Source organism: Pseudoalteromonas sp. 20-MNA-CIBAN-0454, from assembly GCF_040308685.1.
Taxonomy (GTDB): Bacteria; Pseudomonadota; Gammaproteobacteria; order Enterobacterales; family Alteromonadaceae; genus Pseudoalteromonas; species Pseudoalteromonas nigrifaciens.
Genome location: NZ_JBEOOB010000002.1, coordinates 22,897 through 49,114, shown reverse-complemented (window position 1 = coordinate 49,114; position 26,218 = coordinate 22,897). Strand labels below are relative to the sequence as shown.

Annotated in this window: 18 protein-coding genes; 12 read left to right on the top strand and 6 right to left on the bottom strand. The window is 38.6% G+C overall.

Annotation, left to right across the window (positions count from 1 at the left end; genetic code table 11):
* Nucleotides 1-64 precede the first annotated feature (64 nt).
* On the bottom strand, nt 65-2,311 hold the full coding sequence (gene lptD / locus AAEZ22_RS01260) for an LPS assembly protein LptD (protein ID WP_041454580.1): 2,247 nt from the start codon (nt 2,309-2,311) through the stop codon (nt 65-67).
* 93 nt (nt 2,312-2,404) lie between these two features.
* Between lptD and AAEZ22_RS01255 the strand changes: the two genes are divergently transcribed.
* From AAEZ22_RS01255 to djlA, 3 genes are read left to right on the top strand one after another with little or no spacing between them, the layout of a single operon-like run.
* Nucleotides 2,405-3,406: an aminoglycoside phosphotransferase family protein gene (locus tag AAEZ22_RS01255; RefSeq protein ID WP_089368768.1), complete on the top strand. Its 1,002-nt coding sequence runs from the start codon at nt 2,405-2,407 to the stop codon at nt 3,404-3,406.
* Nucleotides 3,403-4,056 (top strand): N-acetylmuramate alpha-1-phosphate uridylyltransferase MurU, encoded by a 654-nt coding sequence (gene murU, locus AAEZ22_RS01250; RefSeq protein WP_058374205.1) that lies wholly within the window; start codon nt 3,403-3,405, stop codon nt 4,054-4,056. The genes AAEZ22_RS01255 and murU overlap by 4 nt, the downstream gene beginning before the upstream one ends.
* A 17-nt stretch (nt 4,057-4,073) precedes the next feature.
* Complete coding sequence (gene djlA, locus AAEZ22_RS01245) at nt 4,074-4,934, top strand: co-chaperone DjlA (RefSeq protein WP_089368767.1); 861 nt, start codon at nt 4,074-4,076, stop codon at nt 4,932-4,934.
* On the opposite strand, the gene AAEZ22_RS01240 is transcribed toward djlA, so the two are convergent.
* Entirely contained in the window at nt 4,917-5,942 is a 1,026-nt protein-coding gene (locus AAEZ22_RS01240; protein WP_352295845.1) for a DUF3530 family protein, read from the bottom strand. The two genes, djlA and AAEZ22_RS01240, sit on opposite strands and share 18 nt — an antisense overlap.
* A 92-nt stretch (nt 5,943-6,034) precedes the next feature.
* The gene (gene rluA, locus AAEZ22_RS01235; protein ID WP_179806938.1) at nt 6,035-6,688 is read right to left on the bottom strand and encodes a bifunctional tRNA pseudouridine(32) synthase/23S rRNA pseudouridine(746) synthase RluA; all 654 of its coding nucleotides are present in this window, start codon (nt 6,686-6,688) and stop codon (nt 6,035-6,037) included.
* 137 nt (nt 6,689-6,825) lie between these two features.
* Here rluA and AAEZ22_RS01230 point away from each other — a divergent pair, with 137 nt between their 5' ends.
* Together AAEZ22_RS01230 and AAEZ22_RS01225 are read left to right on the top strand one after the other, a co-directional pair.
* Nucleotides 6,826-7,053, top strand: a complete 228-nt coding sequence (locus AAEZ22_RS01230; protein ID WP_352295842.1) for a ribbon-helix-helix domain-containing protein — start codon at nt 6,826-6,828, stop codon at nt 7,051-7,053.
* Complete coding sequence (locus tag AAEZ22_RS01225) at nt 7,053-7,340, top strand: type II toxin-antitoxin system RelE/ParE family toxin (protein ID WP_182683900.1); 288 nt, start codon at nt 7,053-7,055, stop codon at nt 7,338-7,340. Before AAEZ22_RS01230 ends, AAEZ22_RS01225 begins: the two co-directional genes overlap by 1 nt.
* Nucleotide 7,341: 1 nt before the next feature.
* On the opposite strand, the gene AAEZ22_RS01220 is transcribed toward AAEZ22_RS01225, so the two are convergent.
* Together AAEZ22_RS01220 and rapA are read right to left on the bottom strand one after the other, a co-directional pair.
* The gene (locus tag AAEZ22_RS01220; RefSeq protein ID WP_352295839.1) at nt 7,342-8,175 is read right to left on the bottom strand and encodes a hypothetical protein; all 834 of its coding nucleotides are present in this window, start codon (nt 8,173-8,175) and stop codon (nt 7,342-7,344) included.
* 182 nt (nt 8,176-8,357) lie between these two features.
* Complete coding sequence (gene rapA / locus AAEZ22_RS01215) at nt 8,358-11,252, bottom strand: RNA polymerase-associated protein RapA (protein WP_011329272.1); 2,895 nt, start codon at nt 11,250-11,252, stop codon at nt 8,358-8,360.
* A gap of 444 nt (nt 11,253-11,696) precedes the next feature.
* On the opposite strand from rapA, the gene AAEZ22_RS01210 reads away from it, so the two are divergent.
* From AAEZ22_RS01210 to AAEZ22_RS01200, 3 genes are all read left to right on the top strand, one after another.
* Nucleotides 11,697-13,094: a PhoH family protein gene (locus AAEZ22_RS01210; protein ID WP_086997728.1), complete on the top strand. Its 1,398-nt coding sequence runs from the start codon at nt 11,697-11,699 to the stop codon at nt 13,092-13,094.
* Nucleotides 13,095-13,160: 66 nt separating this feature from the next.
* Nucleotides 13,161-16,931, top strand: a complete 3,771-nt coding sequence (locus AAEZ22_RS01205; protein WP_352295836.1) for a PAS domain-containing hybrid sensor histidine kinase/response regulator — start codon at nt 13,161-13,163, stop codon at nt 16,929-16,931.
* Nucleotides 16,915-17,814 carry a GGDEF domain-containing response regulator gene (locus tag AAEZ22_RS01200; protein ID WP_011329268.1) on the top strand — a complete coding sequence of 300 codons (900 nt, stop codon included), beginning with the start codon at nt 16,915-16,917 and terminating at the stop codon, nt 17,812-17,814. Before AAEZ22_RS01205 ends, AAEZ22_RS01200 begins: the two co-directional genes overlap by 17 nt.
* Nucleotides 17,815-17,951: 137 nt before the next feature.
* Here the strand turns inward: AAEZ22_RS01200 and AAEZ22_RS01195 are convergent, their stop codons facing one another.
* The gene (locus AAEZ22_RS01195) at nt 17,952-18,896 is read right to left on the bottom strand and encodes a D-2-hydroxyacid dehydrogenase (RefSeq protein WP_182683903.1); all 945 of its coding nucleotides are present in this window, start codon (nt 18,894-18,896) and stop codon (nt 17,952-17,954) included.
* 502 nt (nt 18,897-19,398) lie between these two features.
* Here AAEZ22_RS01195 and AAEZ22_RS01190 point away from each other — a divergent pair.
* From AAEZ22_RS01190 to AAEZ22_RS01175, 4 genes are all read left to right on the top strand, one after another.
* Complete coding sequence (locus tag AAEZ22_RS01190) at nt 19,399-20,532, top strand: 1-acyl-sn-glycerol-3-phosphate acyltransferase (RefSeq protein WP_011329266.1); 1,134 nt, start codon at nt 19,399-19,401, stop codon at nt 20,530-20,532.
* A gap of 316 nt (nt 20,533-20,848) precedes the next feature.
* Complete coding sequence (locus AAEZ22_RS01185) at nt 20,849-21,094, top strand: DUF1289 domain-containing protein (protein WP_011329265.1); 246 nt, start codon at nt 20,849-20,851, stop codon at nt 21,092-21,094.
* A 181-nt stretch (nt 21,095-21,275) separates the two neighbouring features.
* A complete protein-coding gene (locus tag AAEZ22_RS01180; RefSeq protein ID WP_011329264.1) occupies nt 21,276-21,479 on the top strand; it encodes a DUF3283 family protein in 204 nt (67 codons plus the stop codon).
* A 220-nt stretch (nt 21,480-21,699) separates the two neighbouring features.
* A complete protein-coding gene (locus AAEZ22_RS01175; protein WP_352295833.1) occupies nt 21,700-26,205 on the top strand; it encodes an EAL domain-containing protein in 4,506 nt (1,501 codons plus the stop codon).
* The last annotated feature ends 13 nt before the right edge of the window (nt 26,206-26,218 follow it).

The following is a 26,218-nucleotide window of genomic DNA, read 5'->3' as shown; positions in this document are numbered from 1 at the left end:
TGATCCTAGGGAATACTCAATTTTTAGCGTTAATTAATACTACTTTAACTTTAAAAATAGTGTCCTAGTCATTAAGAAAATACGGTCTACGATAACCAAAAATACCTTGTTGTAATAATTTTTTAGCATCATAACGGCTTTTACTACCTAACCCTTTTAAAACAAAATTCAAACGAATGCTTGAATCAAAAGTCGCCTGTTGTTGCCCTATAGACTGATTTAAGTCGGTAACAATTTGGCGATGGCCAGTAATTTGAAATGCCCAACAGCACGATTCATACTGTAGTCCGCTTAACACTTCGATACTGCGGTTATTTTCAAGGTCGCGGTGATAGCTTGCAATAAACTGCCATTCGTCGCTCACTGGAATGCTTGTAAATAAGCCTGTTTGTTCAATTGCATTACCTGAGACATCATCTGAATACCGATGGTTCAATTGAACTAGCTCATTATCGTCGCCTTTATAGTCGAGCGTTACGTTAGACTGAATAATTTGTTTACCGTCAGTATCATACTGAATACCCGCAGATAAATACCAGCGACGATGCCAATGTACCATGGTTTGTGCTGCAAACAAGGCATTGTAGTTGGTGTCTGAGTTTAATCCTTGCTCTGTAGGTTTGGCTGAATCGCTTAAATAAAATATTTGTCCGGCGCTAAAATTAAATACTTCTTGGTGTTTTTTGTCAAATAACCGAGTCGTTGCACCTAAGGTAAATTGGTTAGCAGCAGCTATTCTATCAACACCTGAAAAGCGTGTGTCTCTAAATAAACCAAAAAAATCATCTTGTAGTTTGGCAGTATCAAATAAGCCAATATCAGATTGATCTTCATTAGGGGTATATAAATATTGTAGCTGTGGCTCTAAAGTTTGAATACCGTCATCAATAAAGTAGGAGGTTTCGCGCTCAAAATTAAGTTGTGTATACAAACGTACTTTTGGCAGTGTACGCGATACGCTTTCGCTGTATTGAGTACCTTCTAAATCACCATGCTGTTTGTAGTTTGTTTGTAATATGCTTACTTCTGATAAAAACGACCATGCATGTTCTTTATAATCAAAGCGAGCTTTTGGCTCAATATGTATTCGAGTAGCTTGATCAATAATAGCTGAGCTATTAGTAAAGTGGCTAACTTCTCCCGATACACTAAAATCAAAGTTGTCGTATTGCCAAGGTGCGGTTTGGGTAAAACTAATTTGTGGCAAAGCGGTATAAGACTCTAAGTGATCGCCCAGTACTTCAAAGTTTTGTACTGTAATATCGGTACGCCAAGTGTCGCCCATATGAGTAAGCGAGCCTGTTCTGTACAATTGAGTATCGGTTTTACTGGCATAATTAGAGTCTAAATCAGTTAAGTAGTTGTCGTCACTCACGTTTGTTATATCAACATTAGCGCGCCAGTTTTCACCTAAATAGCTTTTTTGTTGCCAATGAAACATATAACGATCGCCAAGATCGGGGTCTGAATCATCTTTATTTAAATATTCAATACCCACTAAGCCTTCATGCTCTTGGGTTAAATATCTAAATTCAGTTTGCAGTTGTAAACCTTTACGCGACATATAACGCGGGGTAATGGTGGCATCTAAATTGGGAGCGATATTCCAGTAGTAAGGCGTAATAGTTTCTAAACCATAGCGATCTGAGCTTGAAAAACTAGGCGTAAGTAACCCAGATTTACGGCGCTCATCAAGCGGAAAGGTAAAATAAGGTAAATATAAAACCGGCGTATCTAGGATGCGTAAAACCGCATTATAGGTTTCGCCCCAGCCTTCTTCGCGAGAAAGGTTAATTTCGTCGGCTTCAATGGCCCACACAGGTACTTCGCCAGGGCAAGCAGTAAAGCTTGCATTCATTAGCATTAAGCCAGACTCATCAACGGTGAGTTTTTCAGCGCCACCTTTGCCTAGCTGTTGTGTTAGGCTATATTGTGCACCAAGTAAGCTGATTGCTGAATTATTTAAATCGGCGTTGAGGCCAGTGCTGTTAACTTCGCTTATTTTGTCGCGATAAGTAATTGGCCCAGTAGCATTGAGTAAACCGCGCTGTTTATCGATTAGTGCAGTTTGTGCGGACAAACTCATATTAACGGTGTTAATATCAACATTACCAGTAAATTCAGCGCTTTGTGTGCCTAAAAGCTCTACGTCGTTAGCGCGAATATCAACCATACCTAGCTTTAAGCCAGGAAGCGGTTGCCAAGCTCTGGTTTGCATTGAAGTGCCACAAAACTTGTGTGTCAGTTCAGTTTCGGCAAGCGATGGTGCGCTCAGTACGCTTAGCATCAATATGCCCCAGGTTTTGCTCATTTATCGACCTTTATACGCTGTGATTAATTTCAAGTAGACATAATAAAGGAAAACAATGGCAAAGTAATTAGTGAAAAATAGATAGCTTATAAAATGACACGTTTTGAACGCTTACAACTCTTTATAAATACTCACTTTAGTGAGCAACAATGCACGTTAGCGGCAATTACTGCCGATGCGAGTTTTCGTCGTTATTATCGCTTAAATTGTGCTAATAACAGCTTTATAGTGATGGATTCCGATCCGCTTAAAGTAAATAATGCGCCGTATATCTCGCTTAATAGCGTATTTACGCAGCAAGGATTTTTATTGCCCGCTATTATTGCCAGTGACGAGCAGCAAGGTTTTTTTATTTTAAGTGACTTAGGCAGCACGCACCTAGCAGACATGCTTGATGATGAGCACCGCACCGAGTATTACCAGCAATTAATTAAGCTGAGCGTACAGTGGGCAAAAACACCTGCAGCCGCTGCTATGCAAGCTTATGATAAAAAGTTTATAGCTGTTGAGCTTGGCATATTCAGCCAGTGGTTAATGCATGACTTCATTGATTGTGAACTAACAGCAGAGCAACAAATGCTGTGGCAAACAAGCTGTGATCTGCTTAGTAATACCATGCTTGCTCAGCCTAGCGTTACCATGCACCGCGATTACCATAGTCGTAATATTATGCGCTGCAACCAGCAATGGGCGATCATAGATTATCAAGATGCTGTACGCGGGCCGTTATGTTACGACTTGGTATCTTTGTTACGCGATTGCTATTTTAAACTGCCAGAGAGCGAATTAACTCATTTAGTTAAATACGGGTACGATGAATTTAATCGCCAAGGTTTAATTGCTAATGTTACCTTTAATGAATTTAAATATTGGTTTGATTTAACCGGTTTACAGCGCCATTTAAAAGCGGCAGGTATTTTTTGTCGTTTGTATTTACGTGATGGTAAAAAAGGTTATTTGGCTAATATACTTCCTACACTTGCATACATTGTAGAGGTAGCTGCTAATTATTCAGAGCTACAGGCCCTTGGCTTATTTATACAAAATACCATTGCTCCTAAAGTGGTTGAGCGCTTGGCAAAGGAGCGCACATGAAGGCGATGATTTTAGCGGCCGGGCGCGGACAACGTATGATGCCACTAACGCAAAATATGCCTAAACCTATGTTGGCAGTAGCAGGTAAGCCATTAATTGAGCATCATATTGTAAATCTTAAAGCGGCGGGTATTACCGAAATAGTAATAAACCTTGCGTGGCAAGGTGATAAAATTAAAGATTATTTTGCCAATGGCAGCAAGTGGGGCGTAAATATACGCTATAGCCAAGAAGTGGCAGGTGGCCTTGAAACGGCCGGTGGCATTATTGCTGCGCTGCCCCTATTAGGCGATACCTTTATTGTTATAAATGGCGACATATATACCGATTACGACGTAAGCGCGTTAACTCAACTGCATTTACAAGCGGGTGAGGCGCACATAGTGCTGATAGAAAACCCACCGCATAATCCTAACGGTGATTTTGCACTCAGTCATTTGTCGAGTGATAGTCAAAAATATACATTTTCTGGAATTGGCCGATATCAAGCCGATTTTTTTAACGATTTTGAGCAAGGTGTTCGTCCGCTTGGGCCTATTTTAGCTAAAAAATTAACTGAACATTTAGTCTCTACCGAACTCTACATAGGCCAATGGGATGATGTAGGTACTCCTGAGCGATTATCAGCACTTAATCAACGACAAATTTAATAGAGGTAATAATTTAGATGTGGGGAAAAATACTCGGGTTTATTTTCGGTTTTATGTTTGGCAAAATATTTGGTGCTATTTTTGGCCTATATCTTGGCCATATGTTTGATAAAAGCTTAAAAAAAGATTTTGATAAAGCCGGTGGCTTTTCAAACTTATTTAAAGGTGACGACGTCAACGAGCGTCAAGCGCTGTTTTTTTCTAGCTGTTTTGCAGTTATGGGGCATATTGCTAAATCAAATGGGCGCATTAGCGAAGTACATATTAAAGCTGCAACGTTATTTATGGACGAAATGGGCCTACAAGGCGAAGAGCGCCGCGAAGCACAACATGCATTTCAGTCGGGTAAAGAAAATGATTTTTCATTAAAAGAAACAGTACAAGACTTTAAAGAACGTTTTGCTAAGCGTTATGATTTATTACAGCTATTTTTAGAAATTCAAATTCAAATGGCATTTTCAGATGGTGTACTCGCTGAGCAAGAAAAACTACTTTTACAAGAAGTGAGTAAACAGTTAGGCGTATCTAGAGCGCACTTTGCTTTTGTATTAAAGCGTTACCAAGCAGAGTTTAGCTTTAGGCAGCAGCAACAGCGTTATAAACAACAGCAACAAGGGCAAAGTAGCAGTTACCGTGAAGGTTCAGGCCATCATGTTCCACCTAATAATAATATAAACCGCGCACAAGCGTTGGCATTATTAGGGCTTAATGACTCGGCAACAGCGCGAGAAATAAAGCTCGCGTATCGAAAACTGATGGCGCAGCATCACCCTGATAAATTGGTATCGCAAGGTTTACCAAAACATATGATGGAATTAGCGGTCAAAAAAAGCCAAGATATTCAAGCTGCTTACGAGTATTTAAAAAAGTCGGCGTAAAAAGCCGTCTATTTCTTTACTTAGGCGTGCATGTTGATCGGGCTGATTGCGCAAACCAAATAACTGGCGTTGGCGATAATCAAATTTTGCGTTGCGGTTAACCCAGCGCTGACGATTTTTAAGGTTCATTAAAATCTCGTTGTTATCGTTAGCGTAGTAAATATCCAGTAATGGTGGGGCAATTAAAGACGAAGTTTGGCTTAAGTCTTGATTACGCTTACTGTTAGGTAAATAACTGCTTAAACTTATAAATGCATTAAGTCTTGAGTCGGGAAATTGCGCATAATGTTCAAGTAGCACGCCAGCACTGATCCCCTGGGCAATTACTACAATATTATTCGGCTCTGCCATTGCTGTATTATACAGTGCTTCATAGCGGGCGATTAAATTTACTTTATAGTTATCGAGTACCGCGTCACTCACTTTTTCAATGGCATTAACATGGTGTGGCTCAGCACTTTTGTTTACACCAGTATCCTCAATAGTAGCACTTTCAACTGCAGCACTTTCAACAGCAGCACTTTCATTATCAGTGCTTTGATTAGCTGTATTTGCATTGTCAGAGCTTTGGGCAAGAATATTTTCAGCTGAGGTGCTTTCAGTTGCAGTGTTTTCGTTAGTTGCAGCAGTGGCTACTTCACTCGCCTGCCAGTTAATATCAGGTACTGTCATTGCGTAGGTAGTGTAGCCTAAATTATTTAGTTCTTTGCGTAAAAAGCTCATTCCGGCATTATTGGTCGCGCTTGATTGCCAATCAGGTATAAGCAGTACAGTGCCTCTAAAATCAGCACTCATATACTCGCTGTATAAAGTTAAAAATTCAGTATCGCCAGCTAATATAGGCTTTATTTCATCATTGGGAAGTAAGTGTTGAATATCATTATTTTCAATACTTGCATACGAGGGTGGGGCAATATGCTCTGCTGCAGTTACTTGCACAGTTAAAATTAGCGCACAGCTTAGCAGTACGTTTAGTTTAATTACCTTTAAATACTGCGCCAATACCATAACCAACTCAAATAAAAAATATTACTTAGATATCGGCGCAGCAGCAAAAAAGTTTAGCGTAACAGGCTAAACTTTAATATTAATTGTTAGCGCTAAAAATCAGGGTCAGCTTCAAATGTAAGTATTTGCTCAGTAGTTGGATGTTTTAAGCTGAGCATTTGTGCGTGTAATTGCAAGCGCGGCGCCGCAGCGAGTGCCTCTTTGTGCGCGTAAAGCCTATCACCTAAAATAGGATGGCCTAGGCTTAGCATATGTACACGCAACTGGTGCGAGCGCCCTGTAATAGGGGTTAGTTCTACACGGGTTGCATGTGGTTCACGTTCAAGTATTTTAAAGTGCGTAAGCGACGGCTTACCGTTTTCGTGATCAACCATTTGCTTGGGGCGATTAGGCCAATCGCAAATAAGCGGTAAATCAACCGAGCCGGTTTGCGCCTCAAGTTGCCCATATATCCGGGCAATATAGCGCTTGGCGGTTTCGCGCTCTTGAAACTGCATACTTACATGGCGGTGTGCGGCTTTATTCATTGCCAAGCAAAGTATGCCCGACGTTGCCATATCTAAACGGTGCACTATTTTAGCAGTAGGAAAAACTCGGTTAACACGGCTTATTAAGCAATCGGCATGTTTAGGGTCTTTACCTGGCACGGTTAACAACTCGCTAGGCTTATTAACGATGAGTAAGTCCTCATCCTGATACAGAATAGTTAAATACGGATCTGTTGGGGGATTGTAGTTAATTAACACGGCCGACCTCAGTGATTTACAAGGGCGCCATTTTAGTGGAGCGGGCACTAAGGCTCAAGGAAAAAGATTAAAGTTTAATTGCGTGTTTTTCATACTGGTGTAAAATTACACCAGTATGATTTTTTGAGGTATATATTATGGCAAGGCAAAGCATTTCGCTCACTGCGAAAAATGATTTATGGCTGCGTAATCACATTGAAAATGTAGGTGATTACGCGAATAAAAGCGAATTAGTGAATGACTTAATTCGACGTGCAAGAAGGGCTGAAGCTATCAATAGTAAACTGCTTAAATCTGAAAAAAGTGGCTTTACTAATCAATCTGCTGATGAAGTCCTGACTGAATTTAAACTAAATGTTAAGTAATGCGAAAGTTTAAACTCTCAAATGATGCTAAAGAAGACTTACGTCGTATTTATCAGTATGGCTGTAAGGAGTATTCACAGCAGCAAGCAGATACTTATTTTTATGCTTTTTTTACTCTGTTTGAAAAGCTAGCTGCAAATCCTTATCCCTACCAATCAGTTGCTCATATTCGTAAAGGTTATCGACGTGCCGTTTGTGGCTCAGATAGTATTCATTACAGAGTTTATGAAACTGATGTTGAAATAATGGCTGTTTTGGGTGGGCAAGATATAGAAGAGTGGTTGTGATTTATAAATATTTGTTCAGATTAACTTTAAAATCTTGAGAAAGAGTTAAATCATATTGAAGCAATTCTTTTATAAGTTTTTTATCAAAATTTAAGGTGAGTTCAGCAATATATTCATCTCGAAAATAGCTATCATCGCTTTCCGTCAAATCAATATTTTGTTTCATTAGCCTTATAAAGTCTTTAAATTCATTTTTATTCTGTAATGTACTACTAAGCGCTTCACCTATTAATTCACATACACTTTCATCAATGTTATTAGATTCAGCAATTAATTTTTTTACATCTATAGGTTTTTCATTGCCTCTACGAAGCCTGTTGTAAACTTCGATACACTTATAAATAAAAAGCGGCGTATTTACAAAGTACTCAGCTAATTTACTACCAAGCTCTTTGTCAGTGCAACTTAGATGTTTAAGCCATAACTTTTTAAAGTCAGAATCTTTATCTGTATATTTAATTATTTCACCTCTCACAGCCGTTTTTTCAGGCAATAAATCTATTGTTTTAATTTGTGTGTGGAGTTGTTTTGCGTGTCGGCCAAACCTAATAAGCTGATGCTCAAGTCGTGCAGTTTTTAGTTCATTTTTTTGAGTTTGTAATACTTCTTCACTAGTTCGCCAAGTTAACCATATTAATATAACGCTAAAAAATAAGAGTATAGGAGAAATTAAACCATTAAATATATTGGCTGTACTTGTCCAAGCATTGATATGGTTTGACCAATAAGGGAAGTCTTGAGAAAACTGAAAAATTACAATGCTAATAACTATAAACATAGAAACAATAACCAATATTTGAAATTTTTCTTTCTTATTTATATCCTTATTCATCATCACGGCCTCTGATTACTCAGTATATTAAAATATTAATTTAGATAAGCGTTTTATAGCAAAATCAGTGTAACTGATACGTTTTTACTTATCGAGCTGAAAAAAAACGCGATATAAATACCGCGCTTTCTTCATTCGCACATTAGCAATTTTTTACTAACGGCTGTCAGCTTATCGCCAAAGCGTTAGTGCGAAACCACAATCAAGCGTATCGCATCTAGTTTTAACTGGGTTTTTTCAATGTAGGTAGTCAAATCTGTGCGTTGCTTATCGTAGAAGGTAATTTCTTCTTGGCGAATATTAGGGTTAATTTGCTTAAGAGCAACTAATCGTTGCTGCTCTTCACTTAGTGATGTTTGCATTTTAGCCAGTGACGCAGCACGAATAACTTCAAGCTTTTCTTGTGCCATGTCTTTTGCGGTGCTGATCATTGGGTGAATAGCACTTTGCAATGCGCCAGCTAGTTTACTGGCTGTTTGGCGACCAACGGCAGAAAGCTGCTGATTAAAGCCGTCAAACGCGACGTTTTCACCTAAGTTATTACCTGCTTTATCGAGTAAAATACGAATTGGCGTAGGTGGTAAAAAGCGTCCTACTTGTAATACTTTTGGTGCCATAGCTTCGGCTACAAAAATAAGCTCAACAAAAAAGGTGCCTGGTGGTAGTTTTTTGTTTTTAAGTAAAGCAACCGATGCGCTACCAAAATCGTCGTCACAAATCATATCTAGGGTGCCTTGCACCATAGGATGATCCCAACTAATAAAGTGCACGTCTTCTTGCGAAAGCGCGGTATCGCGGTCAAATGTAACTGTCATGCCATCTTCTCTTAATGCCGGAAACGAGGCGTTTAACATATGCTCGGTTGGCTTTAAGATAATGGTATTTTCGCCTTTATCTTCTTGGCTTACGCCAAAGGTGTCAAATACGTTAATCATGTAACTAGGCAGTTCAAACTGATTGTCTAGTTTTTCAATATCAGCTACCAAAGAGTCGGCTGCGCCTTGGCCCGATGAATGCAGCTCAAGTAAACGGTCGCGTCCGCTTTCCATTTGTTTGCGCAGTACCGCATTTTTTTGTGCTACTTGCTCAAGTAATGGATCTAACTCGTCTTCGTCGCAGTTATGCGCTGCAATGTAATCAAGTAGGTCATCACGGAATTCTTTATACAACATTTGTCCCGTTGACGAGGTAGATTCGAATGCGTCTAGGCCTTCGTTGTACCAACGTAGTAATACTTCTTGGGCGGTGTTTTCAAAATATGGCACGTGAATGTTCACATCTTGAGTTTGTCCAATGCGGTCTAGTCGGCCAATACGTTGCTCTAGTAAATCTGGGTTTAGTGGTAAATCAAATAACACTAAATGATGTGAAAACTGAAAGTTACGCCCTTCAGAGCCAATTTCAGAACACAGCAGTATTTGCGCGTTGTCGTACTCGTCTGCAAAAAATGCAGCGGCGCGGTCACGCTCAATAATCGACATACCTTCGTGAAACACTGAGGCTTTAATTGCTTCGCGTTCACGTAGTATTTGCTCAAGGCTGATAGCTGTTTCGGCTTTAGCACATATTAGCAGTACTTTTTCACGCTTAAGGGTTTTAAGAGTGTCGATTAGCCAATCTACGCGAGGATCAAATGCTCCCCAGCTGGCGCTTTCGCCTTCAAACTCTTGAAATATTTTTTCTGGGAATAGTGCGCGCTGTGCACTAAGTTCGGGATTTTGAATGCCGCTCATATTGCCCAGTACTGTCATTGCTGTTTTATATTGCTTTGGCAATGGCATAGGGTAGGCGTGTAATATACGGCTAGGGTAGCCGTCAATGCCGCTGCGGCTATTTCTAAATAAGATGCGGCCGGTGCCGTGGCGATCCAGTAACATGTTAAGTATTTCTTTACGCGCGGGTAAATCACCTTGCTGTGCTTTTGCCAGAATATCGGTAATGTCGGTTTCTTTTAATAGCTCAATTAAAGTCGCTTTAGCGCTCTCGTCTAGGCCTTGCTCTTGGAGTAATTGATTAGCAGCTTCGGCAACGTCTTTGTAATTTGCTTCCTCTTCTTTAAATACGTCGTAGTCGTAAAACCTGTCTGGATCGAGTAGCTGTAGGCGAGCAAAGTGGCTGCTATGACCAAGTTGATCTGGCGTGGCGGTAAGTAAAATAAGGCCCGGAATATCTTGGCTAAGCTCGGCCATACGTTGATACTCTGAGCTTGGCTTGCCATTATTAATACTTAAATGATGCGCTTCATCTATTACTAGTAAATCCCAGTCAGCTAAAGTTGCTTGTTCGAACCAACGTTTTTTCTTGGTTAAAAACTCTAGGCTGGTAAGTACCAGTTGTTCGGTATCAAATACATTTGGCGAGTCGGCAAACGCTTCATCGCAACGATCTTCATCAAAAATAGAGAAACGTAAATTAAAGCGGCGCAGCATTTCTACTAACCATTGGTGCTGCAAATTTTCGGGTACTACAATAAGCACACGGCTGGCACGGCCACTAATAATTTGCTGATGTAAAATCATTCCCGCTTCAATTGTTTTACCAAGGCCTACTTCATCTGATAAAAGTACGCGTGGTGCAAAACGTTTACCTACTTCTTGGGCTATATAAAGCTGATGCGGAATAAGATTAGCACGCTGACCAATTAAGCCTTTTATAGGCGACTGTTCACGTTCAAATTTATGTAACCATGTTTGGTAGCGCAGCGTGTAACGATCAAAACGATCTACTTGGCCGGCAAATAAACGATCTTGAGGTTTGTTAAATTTAATAAAATGATCTAGAAAGGTTTCTTTTAGTTTGGCTGCTTCACCATTATCAACACGAGTACCGTGATAACAAAGTAGCTCGCCTTGCACTTCAATAGACTCAACTTCTAATTCCCACTCTTCAACGCTTTTGATCACATCGCCAGGATTAAATGACACACGGGTTACGGGTGCTTCTGCCCAAGAATAAACGCGGCTTTCGCCACTAGCAGGAAATAATATGCTGACCTGACGGCCCTCAATGGCAACAACTGTGCCTAATCCTAAATCTGACTCTGTATCACTGATCCAACGCTGACCTAAGGAAAAATTCATATATGTCTCGTCTATGAAGAAAAAGGCGGCTATGTTACCTGTTAGACAACACCACTGCAAGGCGCTATTAGCCTCACTTTTAATTAATTCGGTAAGTGTGAATTATTCCTAACAAAACGGCTAACATCTGGATCTTTTTTGGGTAAATAAGTACACAGTAAGATAATAAATAGCTCTGCAGCTATTACTTTGAGCGTTAGCAGCATTAAAAATATTTCCTTAGCAAAACCTACTTAATTAACTTTTATAATGCACTATTTTAGTCAGTCGATTGCTTTGATTTTAAGGTTTAATTAAAACAAAATCGAGTTTGTAATAAAACGGACTTTTATGACAAATAGACTAAACTAAAATTATACCTAAGTAACTAACGAGCCATCACTACTCAAAAGCACTTAGTTAGTTTGGTATAGCATACTCATCATAAAAAGTAAGGAAAGTGCTATGGAAAATGCTTCGAACCTTAAAAGTAAAATGTATGTGCTAGATACCAATGTATTGCTTCACGAACCCCTCGCGTATTTATCGTTTCAAGAGCACCATGTAGTTATTCCGATGACAGTGTTAGAGGAGCTTGATCATATAAAAGATAGAAAACACGATGTAAGCCGTGATGCTCGCGTGGCTATTCGTGGTTTAGATGAAATATTAAAAAATGCCACACCAGAGCAAATGCTCCAAGGCGTAGCCCTTCCTAGCAATAAAAAAGCGAAAACAGCATCAAACGGCACTTTAATTATTGTAAACGATCATTTATTTGCCGACTCTATTTCTGGCCTGCCAGGCAATGAAAACGATCATCGCATTATTAACTGTGCAGTGCATTTACAAAAGCAGCACACAAATAGCAAAGTAATATTAGTCACTAAAGATATAAACATGCGCTTAAAAGCCAAAGGTGCAGGGCTTAATTATGTTGAGGATTACCGCACCGATCAGCTTATAGACGACATTAGCTTACTAACCAGCGGCTACAAAAAAATAGCCGGAGACTTTTGGCAGCATGTTGGCCAATGTAATACTGAGCAATATGGCCGTGAGACCTTGCATCATGTGGCTAAAAACTTAATCCCTGATGTATTTTATAATGAGTATTTAATTGATGAGGGGGATCAGTTTGCAGCGCGAGTTAAATCGTACGATGAGGAGCATATAACCTTAAAAGATATAGGTTATGAGCGATTAATGAACCAAGGTGCATGGGGTATTAAACCAAAAAATATTTACCAAGGTATGGCACTCGATGCTTTATTAGATACCAGCATAGAACTGGTTATTTTAACCGGCCCTGCAGGGTGTGGTAAAACTTTATTGGCGCTTGCTAGTGCACTAGAAATGGTGATCGAAAAAGGCATTTACGACAAAGTAATAGTAACGCGTAATACGCCAGAAATAGCCGAGTCAATTGGCTTTTTACCCGGCACTGAGGAAGAAAAAATGGCGCCATGGCTAGCGGCCATTACCGACACCCTAGAGGTATTACATAAGGGCGACGAAAATCCAATTTCAAGCCGTAATTATATTATGGAAAAAGCCAATATTCAGTTTAAGTCGGTAAATTTTATGCGTGGTCGCAGTATTCAAAATGCAGTAGTTATTTTAGATGAAAGCCAAAACTTAACGGCGGCACAATTAAAAACCATTATTACCCGTTGCGGCGAAGGTACTAAGCTAATTTGTACCGGTAACTTGGCACAAATAGACAGTAACTACTTAACACCGGTTACTTCGGGCTTAACTTATATTGTGGAGCGCTTTAAAAACTTTGAAGGTAGCGCAACAATAAACCTCAATGGTGTGGTACGTAGTCGCCTAGCTTCATTCGCTGAAGAAAACTTATAACTTGCGCTTAACATTATGGCTCGCTAGTCTATTAGCTGATTATTGAGCCATAAAACAGGCAAACAGTTGAAGTTTTTACCCTTAAAAGATTATTACCGCTCTTTAGTTGTGGCTTTGGCCGTGCCTTTGTTTGTGGCTTTATTATTATGTTTGCACCTTTACAATATTAAGGTTGAACGTGCGATAGAAAAGCGCCATGGCGATTTTGCTAATGTATCGGCGCAAATTGAACATACTATGGCTGGGGTAAATAATTTATTTACCGCTATGTTTAATTTGTATCACCAACCTAAGCCGCATTTAGCAGATAGCACAATGCCATTGCACGTTAATCAGTATGATGACTATTACTATCGTTATTTAAGTAATTTAAATGGCGAAATAGTAGGTGCTGGCGAATTTTCTCAATCGCAAAGTGCCTTATTACGCTGGCAAAAAGTCGTTATGTTAGCCCCTTCATTTAACACCACGTTAGCGCTAATACAGTCATTAAGTGCAGTTGCTTATGTTGATGAGCAAGGTTTTGCTTACGTTGCCAGGCGAGATCGTAGCCAAAGTGCCTTTTTAACTGATATTTTAAAAGGCAAATTTAAACCACCACTTTTAACCGAGCAACTCAGCTCTAGCCAAATTATTAAAGTTGCTAATAAAGCCTACTTTGCCATTGGCCGACAACAAGATATTAACTCCCAAGATTACATAGTTCTTATTTATGACTTACAAGCTATTTCTAATTGGCTAAAAAAAGTATCGCCGCAGCAAGGCGAATATATATTTATGAATCAGTATCATGAGGTTATTGCCAGCTCACAAAAGTTGATAAACAAAGCTGTTAAGTTAAATCAATATTGGCCGGCAGTATTAATAGAGCACAATAATACTAAGGAAGTTAAAGGTAATCAGTTTTTAATGCAGCCAATTGGTAACTACCCTATACATGCTGCCTACCATGAGCCAATAGAGCAGTTATCTGCGCCGATTATTTACGAAACAGCGATAGAATTTATATTTTTAACCGTGTTTTTAAGCATTATGTTTAGCGTGTTTTTTTGGTTGAGCCAGCGTATTTTTATCAAGCCGATGACCTTTTTAATGCGTTATCTAGAGCATAACAACACTGTAACTGGCGAGCAGTTAAACTATAAAATTCCTTTAAATTGGCAGCCATGGTTTTTAAAGGTAAAAGCTATATTTGCTAAAAATACTCAGCTGGTCGAATCCCTACAGAACGTTAATAAAGATTTAGATAAAAAATTGCAGCTACAGTCTGAAAAACTAACCAGCAGCTACGAAGCCAAAGAGCGTCATTTAGCTTTACTTAATACTGTACTTAATAACGTTCCTGACTTTATTTATTTTAAAAGTATTGATGGCTTATTTTTAGGTTGTAATAAAGCTTTTGAAACATTTATTGGTAAAAAGCAAGCTGAGCTAGTTGGTAAATTAATAGAAAATGAGAGCAGCGATAGTAAAAAAATTAGTAAGCTAGAGCAACAAGTACTACACAATCGCACGCAAATTCAACAACGTATTGATAGCGCAGAACGCTCTTACTTATTAACCATAGCGCCATTTTATAATGAACAGCAACAACTGTTAGGCGTTATGGGGATTGGCCGCGACATAACCGAGCAACAGCAAACCCTACATGCATTAAAAGAATCAGAAACTAAATTTAGAAGTGCGATAGAGTTTGCGGCTAATGGAGTGGTGTTACTTTCGCTTGATCATACTATTTTACAAGCGAATAAAGCGGCTAGAGAGCTATCTTCTGAACAAAATTTATTGGCGGGAGCGCCTTTAAATCGGGTGTTTAGTAACCCCCAATGGCAAGAAATTAAAGCAACGTTAGCGCAATTACTAAATAATAAAAAACGGGTATACCATTTAACTTTAGCGCACGGTGAACTGGCAGATTGGTTACAGCTGAGCGTGTCGTTAGTGTGGAATGAAAATGCCGAGCCGCTGTATTATGTTATTCATATTCAAGATATAAGTATATTAACCAAAGCAAAACATGATGCAGAGCGCGCCACATTAGCAAAAAGTCGATTTATTGCTAATTTAAGTCATGAGATCCGCACACCGCTAAATGCGGTATTTGGTTTACTTGATATGCTTATTGAGCAAGGACTTACGCCAAAACAATTAGAACAAACCGCGCAAGCTAAGCACGCAGCACACAGCTTGTTGTTAATGCTTAACAGAATGCTGGATTTTGCACGGGTAGAAAGTGTGGCAGCGCAGTTAAAACTCGCGCCATTTAGCATTGTTGAGTTGGTTGATATTTGTGAAAGTTTAACGGCACCTTTATGTGAAAACAAAGGGATTGAATTAATTATTGATATTGATCCCTTAATTGCCCCCAACCTTATATGCGACAGCATTCGCTTACAGCAAGTATTAGGTAACTTATTAACTAATGCTGTTAAATTTACTAAAACCGGTAGTATTACCCTTAAAATGGATTTATTACCAAGCGATACCTCAGAGCAACAACATATTTGCTTTAAGGTAATAGATACCGGAGTTGGCATAGATAAAGCCGATCAAAGGCGCTTATTCGATGCCTTTACCCAAGGGGATGAGTCATCTACGCGAACTCATCATGGCGTGGGCTTAGGGCTGGCTATTGTAAAGTCGGCAGTGCTGTTAATGGGTGGCGAAATAGCGCTAAATAGTGAAAAAGGCGAAGGGTGTGAGTTTTACTTTAGTGTTTTATTAGATGTTGTACCTGCTTGTAAGCAGCTACCTGATAATACATTAGTTATTTTATCAGCGCATAGTCACGAATTAACTCAGGTTATAAATGCATTCCCTACGCTTACTTATACTAATTTAGAGCAAATATTAAAATCTCCTCGGGAGCATTTAAAAGCCAAGCAATTAATTATAGGTGCAGCAGATTTACCTGCTTTATTAGCGGTAGCTGTAATTAAAGATATTTTATTTGCAAAAGCAATTACGCTTATTGTTGTAAGTAATCAACCAAGGTTAAATTTGCCGATCAGCATGGGTTTAACTGTACAGCATATTAAAACGTCAGCGCTTGCACAGCGATTGTTTAATTTAAATTTAGAGTCAGCTTTAAAAATAACGAATACAACGAAATTAAACCCAAGTGTGTCGGGTCTGTTAGTGTTAGCGATTGACGATAATCAATTAAACTTAGAAATAATTAGCAGCGTGTTACGCCAAGCAAAAATTAATGTGGTTACAGCCACTAGTGCCATTGATGGTATGGCATTATTACCGAATTTAATGCCAGACTTAATTTTAATGGATGTGCAAATGCCTCATTTAGATGGTTGCCAAGCAACAACTTTAATTAGGCAGCAGTATAGTGCAGAGCAATTACCTATTTTTGCACTAACCGCTCATTGTGAGCCTGCAGATATTGAACGCTCTTTAGCGTGTGGCATGAATAAGCATTTAACTAAACCTGTGGTTGCAGAAGTGCTTATAGGTGCAATAACCGATTTAGCACCTTATAAGCCGAGCTTTTTTGAGTACTCATTTGCTTTAACTCAGTTTAGTTTAAACGAAACACTGCTTAACACTATGATCGGTAAATTTGCTAGTGTGTGCAAAACTCAATTAGCGCAGCTCAAAATAAGTAATAATAAAGATGACTTAATTCGTATAGCGCATAGTATTAAAGGCGTAGCGGGTAATTTAGGCTTTAGTCGGCTGTCGCAATGCGCACAGCAAACTGAAAAAGATCTTAAAACAACCGATAAAGCTGTTGAAATAACAACGAAAGAGCTTATTATGCAGTTAGAACAGGTGGTTGTTTTTATAAACGTTTTAGGGGCAATGGATGTCAAAAAAAGCTAAAGTATTAATTGTTGATGATGATGCTCTTAATCGAATTGTACTCGAAAAAACACTTAGCGATGAGCATGAGGTGTTTTTAGTTAAAAGTGGTGACGAAGCGCTTACTTTTATAAAAACAACACAAGTTGATTTAATTATACTCGATATTGTTATGCCAGGAATGAATGGCTACGAAGTACTGGTTAAATTAAAAGAAGATTCAGCAACGCAAATGATCCCGGTTATTTTTATATCGGCAAATAGCAGCCATGATGACGAGTCTAAAGGTTTAGAACTAGGTGCAATGGATTATATAACTAAGCCATTTTGTTCATCAATTGTGCGCGTAAGAGTACGTAATCAACTGCTTATTAAGCAAAAAAATGATTTGCTTGAAATGTTAGCTTCGATTGATGGCCTAACCGAAATACCCAATAGACGCAACCTAGACGAAAACCTATCTCGTGAATGGCGTAAAAGTAAGCGCAACAACACACCACTTTCAGTGCTACTTATGGATATAGATCACTTTAAGCGTTACAACGATACTTATGGGCACCGAGCTGGCGATGACTGCTTAAAAGCGGTGGCTCAAGCACTTGCGGCACAATGTGAGCGTGGCAGTGACTTTATTGCACGCTATGGCGGAGAAGAGTTTGCAGCCGTTTTACCCGGTGTAGATAAAGCTGAAGCGACAGGCTTTGCAAATAAGCTACGTAATGCTGTTAATGCATTAAATATAGCGCATAAAGCATCGCTTAATGCTGAGCATGTAACTATTAGTATTGGTGTAGCTAGTACTGAAAACGCAAGTATTGAAACTGAGCAGGCACTTTTAGAAGAAGCTGATTTAGGTTTATATGCAGCGAAAGAGGGTGGCCGTAATCAAGTTGTTGCCCGCTAATTAAACTTTTATTTGTAAAGTAAACGCCAACGTTATTGGCGTTTAATAGTTAATTTTCGGATGAACACGTTTTAAAAAGTGTAGCGCTTTTTAGAGCTACACAGCTGGGCATTACAGCAGGGCACTACAGCAAGGTATTACACTAAGCGATTACGTGATTGCTGCTGCGTAAACGCCACAATATTTAAACTTACCTCATTTACCAAACGTACAATTGACTCTGTGCTTGCCCAAGCAATATGTGGCGTAAGCAGTAAGTTATTGCCTTTATAATTAGCCAGTGGGTTAGTTAGTTCAGCGGGCTCTTTAGTCAGCACATCAACCCCGGCACCTGCAATTAAGTTTTGCTCAAGAGCGGTTGCTAAGTCTGCTTCGTTAATAATGCCGCCACGTGCAGTATTAATGATAATGCTACTTGGCTTCATCATTTTAAGCTCATTGAGTGTAATTAGATCGCGAGTTTCATCGGTTAATGGGCAGTGCACACTAATTATATCGGCGGTTTTAATTGCTTGTTCAAAAGGGATACGACCTTCACGGCACTGTGTCCCTTTGCGCTCGGCAGTAATTACATTTGCGCCAAAAGCGCTAGCAACCGTTGCAACCGCGCTACCAAGTGTTCCACCACCAATAATAGCGAATGTTTTGTCTTGTAAATCGTTAAAGCTATAATCTAGGCGGCAAAACATTTCACTTTTTTGCCATGCACCTTGTTGGCAGTCCGCTTGGTAGCGATGTGTATTACCTAATAAATTAGTGATTAAAGAAAAGGTATGTTGTACTACAGAGGGGGTTGAATAGCCGGCAACGTTAGTTACTGCAATACCAAGCTCTTTAGCTGCTACTAAATCTACATTATTAGTACCAGTGGCACTAACACAAATTAGCTTTAGTGATTTTAATTGGCTCATAGTTTCACGGTTTACAACTGCTTTGTTGGTAATTAAAACGTCAGCATTTTTACTATGAGCAACAACTTGCTCCGCACTTGTTAATTCATGAACGGTAAGCTCACCTAATTGAGCAATACAATCAAGTGATGTTTTAGCAAGAGTCGCATTATCGAGAATAGTAATTTTCATATTTTTTCCTAAAATTAAACCCCATTTAAGAGAGTTATTTGCAATGCTTGCATTGCTTGATTTGAGGTTGGAAATATTTGCAGTACTAATGAAAGCAAATACAGCGCAGCATACGTATGCAAGATTAATACACTAAAGTACTATAAAGCATACACTTTGTTAATTTTAAAGTCGTAAAAACGTAGGCCAACTTAAATGTGGTCTGCCCACTAGGTTAGTTGTTACATGCTACCCTTTACGGCTATTTTGTTGTACTGCCGTCGCCATGCAGCTTTAGTAAAGCTATTTGCTTTAACTAATATTCACTATAAATAACAACAGGGCAATGTAAGTTGCATCAAGTGTGCAAACTTATAAACTTGCCGACTAAACTATAACTCTATTTGAACTAGGTAAATCGAACTTTAGTATTGCTAGTTTCGTATTTTTGATTGAGTTATAATCAAAATTAGACACGACGGTGCGCTTTGGCGTGCCGTTTTTAACTTTGTAGATGCGCTAAATGATTGAATTAGAAGATAAGTACGCTGACATAAGACCTTACAATGATGATGAAGTTGCCACTTCGCTGAAGCGTTTAATTGACGATAATGCATTTATTGATGTAATTGCAAAGTACAATTTACCACGCATTTTATCGGCAATTCCATTTGTTGCACGACCATTAATTAGACAGCAACTACGTAAAAAATGGGGCCAAATTAATAGCGTTGAAGATGTACAAAATGAAGTTGCAAAGTATTTAAATAAGTTAGTAAAACGCACTACGTCAGAAGTCACTTTTTCAGGGTTGGATAAACTAGACCCTAATCAGGCCTATTTATTTATATCGAATCATCGTGACATTGTGCTCGATCCGGCTTTAGTAAATTGGGGATTGTTTCAACATAAAATGAAAACAGTGCGCATTGCAATAGGAGATAATTTATTGCAAAGACCCTATATCACTGAGCTTATGCGATTAAATAAAAGCTTTATAGTAAAGCGATCTGCAAAAGCCCCTAAAGAAATGCTTAAAGCATTAACGCAGTTATCTTCCTATATTTATGACTCACTAACAGCAGGAAACTCTATTTGGATAGCGCAAAAAGAAGGGCGAGCAAAAGACGGTGTAGATCAAACCGATCCGGCACTACTAAAGATGCTACAACTAAATGGGCGTAAGCAAAAAAAAGAATTTGGCGATTATATTAAAGAGCTAAAAATAGTGCCGGTATCAATATCGTATCAATACGAACCCTGCGCAATTGCTAAAGCAAAAGAGCTTTATCATAAACAACACCATGGTCAATATGTAAAATCTGTAGGTGAAGACATAGCCAGTATTGTTGAAGGTTTTAGCTCATCTAAAGGACATATTCATTTAGCTTTTGGACAGCCGATAGAGTCACATTGCGACAGCGCAGATGAGCTGGCTAAAACAATAGATAAACAAATAATAGATTCATTTTATTTGCACCCAGGTAACTTTATAGCGGGCGGCTGTACAGAAGCGGTCATTAATAAAGCCGACGCTGCAAAGTTTGCAAAACGTATGGATAAAGTGCCCGAAGAGCTTAAACCTTTGGTATTAGCTATGTATGCAAAGCCATATCATCGTAAAGCAGAAGTAAATATTAAAAGTTGTGAGCATTAAAAGCTAAAGGCAGTTTTTGGCGATTATATTTTAGCTTTTAGTAAGCGATAAAAGTCACTCAGTATTTATTTAAAGTATTTTTATTACTGAAAGCAATAGCTAAAGCTGCTTTTTGTTACGGCACTTTAGCTAAAGCGAAGTAAATTTGTATTACAGCTTCAGCGCATGTTGGGCTGTGGTTTATGCCCCGGCTGATACCTACATTTTATCTGGTTAAGAGATTTACTAAACGTCCAGAGCTAATTACTCACAAAGCTGCTCTTTGAGTAAATAACGCTATACTTAACCTGTATCTTTATAAGTGTGGGGAGGGGCAATGCAACAAATTGAAATATTTGATATTCCAAGCCCTTGCAAGAGTATTTGTTTGGTTAATAATAGGGGATATTGTAAAGGTTGTTATCGTAGCCGCGATGAGCGTTTTTTATGGAACTCGTTAACTAACGCACAAAAGAAAAAAGTATTAAATTTGTGCCAGCAGCGCTACAAGCGTTTTATACAAAAAAAACTAGACGTTACTGCCGCTAGCGAATTAATTAATCAGCAAGGTTTTGACTTTTAGTTAGGGGGCGTGCCCTTTGTTGATTAAATTCGTAATTATCTGAGCCAATAAGCTATTAAATCCCCAAACATAATATAGCATTTAGCTGACTAAGCTTGTTGGCCTAGATGCTTTATTAAAGCAGCATTCATAACTATTTATAAGTATAATAAAACATCTTTAGTAAGTAATAGGAGTTACTGTGAGTTTTAATTTATGTAATTTACCTCGTGAACAAAAGTATCAAATTCAGTTAGATTATGAGGCTTCTTTTTGGGCGTATCAAATTAAGCGCGGGAAAAAAACACGTGAGCAAATATATAACACCCTCCATAGTCGCCCTATTGCAGAGCAAGCTTCTTTAAAGCAACAATTTGAAAGGTATTTAGCGCTAATGTTAGGCTAATGTTGTGCTTACTTGAGCAGCTCGAGTTGATTTAAAACCTCTTTAGTTTATAGGATTTATACATTCATCTCTAAAAGTAGACCTGATTTATACCGCATTATTGGTTTTAACTCGATATTAACATATAATCATTCCTTAGTAGTACTTTTGGTGTGTACCAATATCGTATATCGTCGCTGTCAAATACCTATCAAAAGCAACATAATAAGTGGGATCAAGAATGGGTAAAGCTATTAACAGAACAATAAGTTGCTTGCTCGCACTTATGCTAATAATGAGCAGCCAAATAAACGCACAAGTGAAGCGTTTATCTCCTAGTGAGGGGCTATCTCAAAGCTATGTTAATACTATGCTTATTGATAATAACGGTTACTTATGGCTGGCAACAGAAGGTGGCCTTAACCGTTATGATGGCTACCAAGTAATGCCAATTAACGGGCCTAATGGTGAGCTTGAAGAAGCTATTATTGACCGCATATATCAAGACACCCAAGGGCATATTTGGATTGCCTCACTGCTGGCAGGGCTATTTCGCTATGATCCAGCTACCGATTCTTATAAACAGTTTTTAGAAAAGCCGCTAAGCGAAGAGCAGATAATTAATCAATCTGTTTTTAGCATGTTAGCAATAGATGATAAAACCCTCTGGATTGGCCGAGGCCGTGACTTTGCAAAGCTTGATATTGAAAGTGGTGAAATAACCACTATTTTTGAGCTTCCGAGTAAATACAAAAGCACCCTAGTTAGAAAGCTATTTTATTATAACGGCTATATATTTATTGGTACTAGTCATGGTGCTTATGTGTTTGATATTGCCAGTGAAAAAGTGCGGCCATTAGAGCATTTACGCGCAGAGGCTGAGCATATTTACCAAAATAATGTGAAGTCATTTGCTATTGCTAACAATAATCAGCTATTAGTGGGCGCTGTTAAAGGGTTGTACCAAGTTGATATTAGTAATTTATCGAGCATGTTTGAGCGCCCCGATGTGGCATTTAACAATAGTGTATTGCTTGATAATTTAAATATTTGGCAAATTACAAATGACCATGAAAAAATTGATTTAGCCACTGATAAAGGGTTGTTCAAGTTTAATTTAAAAACGGGGGAAATAATAAAAAACACCCGCATTAACCAAAGTAAATATACCCTAGCCGATACCAGTATTATTGATATGGTTAAAGATAATTCTGGTGGAACATGGGTGGCCACTAAAACAGATGGGGCGTTTTATTTAGCCAATAATAACTATCAGTTTACCAATGTTGAGGGCAGCATGCTTGGCGGTGACGGCTTATCGCATCATTCTATTTGGGGTATTACTGAGTATAAAGACAAGCTATGGCTAGCTACGCATAATGGTTTAACTGAAGTTGATTTAAAAACAAATATAGGCAAAACGTATTTACAAGATTTTAAAGTTGATTTGCTAACTACTGAATTTACTATTTATAAAATAATGCCTTATAAAAATAAATTATGGCTGCACTCCAATAGAGGTTTATTTATTTTTGACCCTGTTAGCCTGCAATTAACTGAGCCGCAAACACAAAATCCGAGCAACCAAAAGCTGATCGCCGGCTGGGTTCATGGTGTTACTTTAATGCCCGATGGTAACTTGTACTATGTGCACTCAGATCATGGCATGCTTATGTATAATATTAATACCCAGCAACTAACCCAGTTAGAGGGCGAGTTTACTCAGTTTGACCCTTTTTTAGCGCATGGGTTTTTACCACCATTATCGACACAACCAGATAAGCCTTTATTTTTTAGTGGTGGGATTTTATATCAAGTTAATCCTCACAGTTTAACTCTAAAAATAATATATAAGGTTCCTAAACAACATGAAAATGTTGCCATAAATGTGCTGTCGTATGAAGTTGATCGTAATAATATTTTATGGCTCTCGTTATCCAACTTTGGCCTGATTGGCATTGATGCCTTAACGTATGAACTTGTTCATACTATTGATTTAGACAAAAACAAATTGGGTACCTTATTGTACGATATGGTGCTTGATGACGATGGCATGATTTGGATGAGTAGTCATAAAGGCATCTGGCGTTTAAACCCGACTACACTGCATTTTCAGCAATTTACTACGTCAGAAGGGCTGCTCTCTGCAGAATTTAACAGCGGCGCTATGGCACATTTAAAAGATGGGCGTATTGCTTATGGTAGCCTAAAAGGCTTTACCTATTTTCACCCAATGAACAATCAAAACACCAAAGCGTTAATTGATCACGTTAATATTACTCGGATCAATTTAATGTCGCGAAACTTGTCGCTTAATTTACAGCAACCACTTGAAGAAATAACATTAAATCATGACGATATAGGTTTAGAAATAGCTTTTTCGGCAATGTCGTTTAGTTTTCAAGAGCGGATTATTTATGAGTATCAGCTCGATAACGGGCAAAAAAGTTATACCCGTAACAACAGAGTGTTATTTCCAAAATTAAATCCGGGTAATTACCAATTAAAAGTGTGGGCTAAAGACCCATTAACCGGCGAATATACGTCGCCCGCTAGTTTAAAAATAAAAGTGAAATACCCACTATGGCGTGCCCCTTATTTTGTGGTGCTATATGCATTATTGTTAATTGCTTTAGTGGTTGCTTGGGTAATGCGCCGCAATAAAATACAGCGTATTTTATTGGCAGCTCACAAAGAAAGTAAAGAAAGCGAAGCGCGTTTAAAACTGGCATTAGAGGGCAGTGAATCCGGGGTTTGGGACTGGCAGTCAAGCAGCCTTAGTATTTATCAACCGCGGTTAATGAATGAATTAGGCTACAGCGTTGAATGCGTAAATTTAGATGACTATTTAGTAAAAATACACCCACAAGACAGACCTTTATTTAGATTAGAGTGGTTAGAGTTTTTATCTACAGATAAAGGATCTTTTAATTGTACCTACAGGCTTAGGCATGCAAAAGGGCATTGGCGCTGGTATAAAGATTTTGGCAAAGTAGTAGAGTGGCATAATAAATTGCCGCAAAAAGTGGCCGGAACTTACACTAATATGACCCGTGAAATGGTGTTTGAAGAGCATGCTCGTTTATTTGCTGCAGCCTTTGAGCAAACTCGCGATTGGGTATTTATACTCGATAAAAACTTTAATATACGCGCCTCTAATAAATCCTTACAAACAGCGTTTAACTTCCCAGCTGAGCCACGCTCTAGTCGAGTACTTAATTTAGGAATTTCGCGCAGTAGCCGCTTTGATTACTTGCGCATTATGCAAAAGCTCAATGTAGGGGAGCACTTTTCTTGCGAAGACACAGTAACATTGGTTAATAACGAGCAACGCCACGTGCTTGTTAAAATAAGTGCAGTTGCCGATAACGAACACAGACTAACCAGTTACGTTGTTATTTTAACCGATATTAATGCACAAAAATTAGCAGAAAATGAGCTGCATATACTCGCCAACTACGATCAGCTAACTAGCCTGCCAAATAGGGCATTATTTAATGACCGTGTAATACATGCCATTGAGCAAGCACAGCGCCATAACAGTAAGGTTGCTTTGCTGCATATTAATATTAAACGCTTTAAACACTTTAATGATTCGTTAGGGCGAGAAGTTGCCGATGAATTGATTAAAACAGTGGCAGAGCGATTAAAAAGTACCTTACGCCCCAGCGATAGCGTAGCTCGATTTGGTGGTGATGAATTTGTTGTGTTGGTGGAAGATATACAGCAAATAGAAGAGGTATTGCTCGTTTGCACTAAATTAATGGGCTGTGTTAATAAAAATATTGCCCTTAATGGCCAAGTAATTAATATTAATTTAAGCATTGGTGTTGCCACATATCCAGGTGATGCGCAGCAATATAAAGATCTATTAAAAGCTGCCAATATTGCTTTATACCACGCTAAAGATAATTTAGAAGGGAGCTATAAGTTTTATAAGCAAGAGATGAATCAACGGGTGCAAAAAGCACTGCACCTAGAATCGCAGTTAACTAAAGCGTATCAAGAGCATGAATTTTGTAATTATTATCAACCTATTATAAGTGCTAATAGCCAAAAAACCGAAGGCTTTGAAGTATTGCTACGCTGGCCAAAAAATCAATTAGTGAACACTCAAGAGTTTTCGTTAGCGGCAGAGAGTATTGGTTTAATTACAAAAATAATGCTGCAAACATTGGGCCGTGCTTTAGAAGAGTTAGTGGCTTGGCGCAAAATTGCTCCCGAGTTATATTTGTCGATTAACTTATCGGCACTCGATTTTGAATTTGAACACTTGGTGCCTGAAATTAAAAAGGCATTAATTAAAGCAGCTATCCCTTCTAAGGCGATTGTATTTGAAATAACAGAATCAATATTAATGCGCGATTCAAAGCAGGCCTTATCGAGTATGGATATGTTAAAACAACTAGGTTGTAGGCTTTATATGGATGACTTTGGTACAGGTTACGCATCGTTAACTTATTTGAAGCGCTTTCCTATTGATGTATTAAAAATTGACCGTAGTTTTGTACAAGATATAGGGGTTGATTCTAATGATGAGGCAATTATCCAATCTACGCTTACTTTAGCCCACAGCTTAAATAAAGAATGTGTGGCAGAAGGCATTGAAAGTACCCATCAATTAGTATTTTTAAAAGCACTTGGTTGCGACTATTTTCAAGGTTATTTATTTAGTAAACCTGTGCCCACAAATGCTGTTATTCCTTTAATTACTCGCGATTGGAGCGACGTGTTTAAGCAAGATTAAAGGAAAGCCCTTA

Coding starts and splice junctions, on each gene's coding strand:
- AAEZ22_RS01175 (WP_352295833.1), top strand. CDS start 21,700: ATGGGTAAAGCTATTAACAGAACAATAAGTTGCTTGCTCGCACTTATG.
- AAEZ22_RS01210 (WP_086997728.1), top strand. CDS start 11,697: ATGGAAAATGCTTCGAACCTTAAAAGTAAAATGTATGTGCTAGATACC.
- rapA (WP_011329272.1), bottom strand. CDS start 11,252: ATGAATTTTTCCTTAGGTCAGCGTTGGATCAGTGATACAGAGTCAGAT.
- lptD (WP_041454580.1), bottom strand. CDS start 2,311: ATGAGCAAAACCTGGGGCATATTGATGCTAAGCGTACTGAGCGCACCA.
- AAEZ22_RS01200 (WP_011329268.1), top strand. CDS start 16,915: ATGTCAAAAAAAGCTAAAGTATTAATTGTTGATGATGATGCTCTTAAT.
- djlA (WP_089368767.1), top strand. CDS start 4,074: ATGTGGGGAAAAATACTCGGGTTTATTTTCGGTTTTATGTTTGGCAAA.
- AAEZ22_RS01190 (WP_011329266.1), top strand. CDS start 19,399: ATGATTGAATTAGAAGATAAGTACGCTGACATAAGACCTTACAATGAT.
- murU (WP_058374205.1), top strand. CDS start 3,403: ATGAAGGCGATGATTTTAGCGGCCGGGCGCGGACAACGTATGATGCCA.
- AAEZ22_RS01230 (WP_352295842.1), top strand. CDS start 6,826: ATGGCAAGGCAAAGCATTTCGCTCACTGCGAAAAATGATTTATGGCTG.
- AAEZ22_RS01220 (WP_352295839.1), bottom strand. CDS start 8,175: ATGATGAATAAGGATATAAATAAGAAAGAAAAATTTCAAATATTGGTT.
- AAEZ22_RS01185 (WP_011329265.1), top strand. CDS start 20,849: ATGCAACAAATTGAAATATTTGATATTCCAAGCCCTTGCAAGAGTATT.
- AAEZ22_RS01240 (WP_352295845.1), bottom strand. CDS start 5,942: ATGGTATTGGCGCAGTATTTAAAGGTAATTAAACTAAACGTACTGCTA.
- AAEZ22_RS01195 (WP_182683903.1), bottom strand. CDS start 18,896: ATGAAAATTACTATTCTCGATAATGCGACTCTTGCTAAAACATCACTT.
- AAEZ22_RS01225 (WP_182683900.1), top strand. CDS start 7,053: ATGCGAAAGTTTAAACTCTCAAATGATGCTAAAGAAGACTTACGTCGT.
- AAEZ22_RS01255 (WP_089368768.1), top strand. CDS start 2,405: ATGACACGTTTTGAACGCTTACAACTCTTTATAAATACTCACTTTAGT.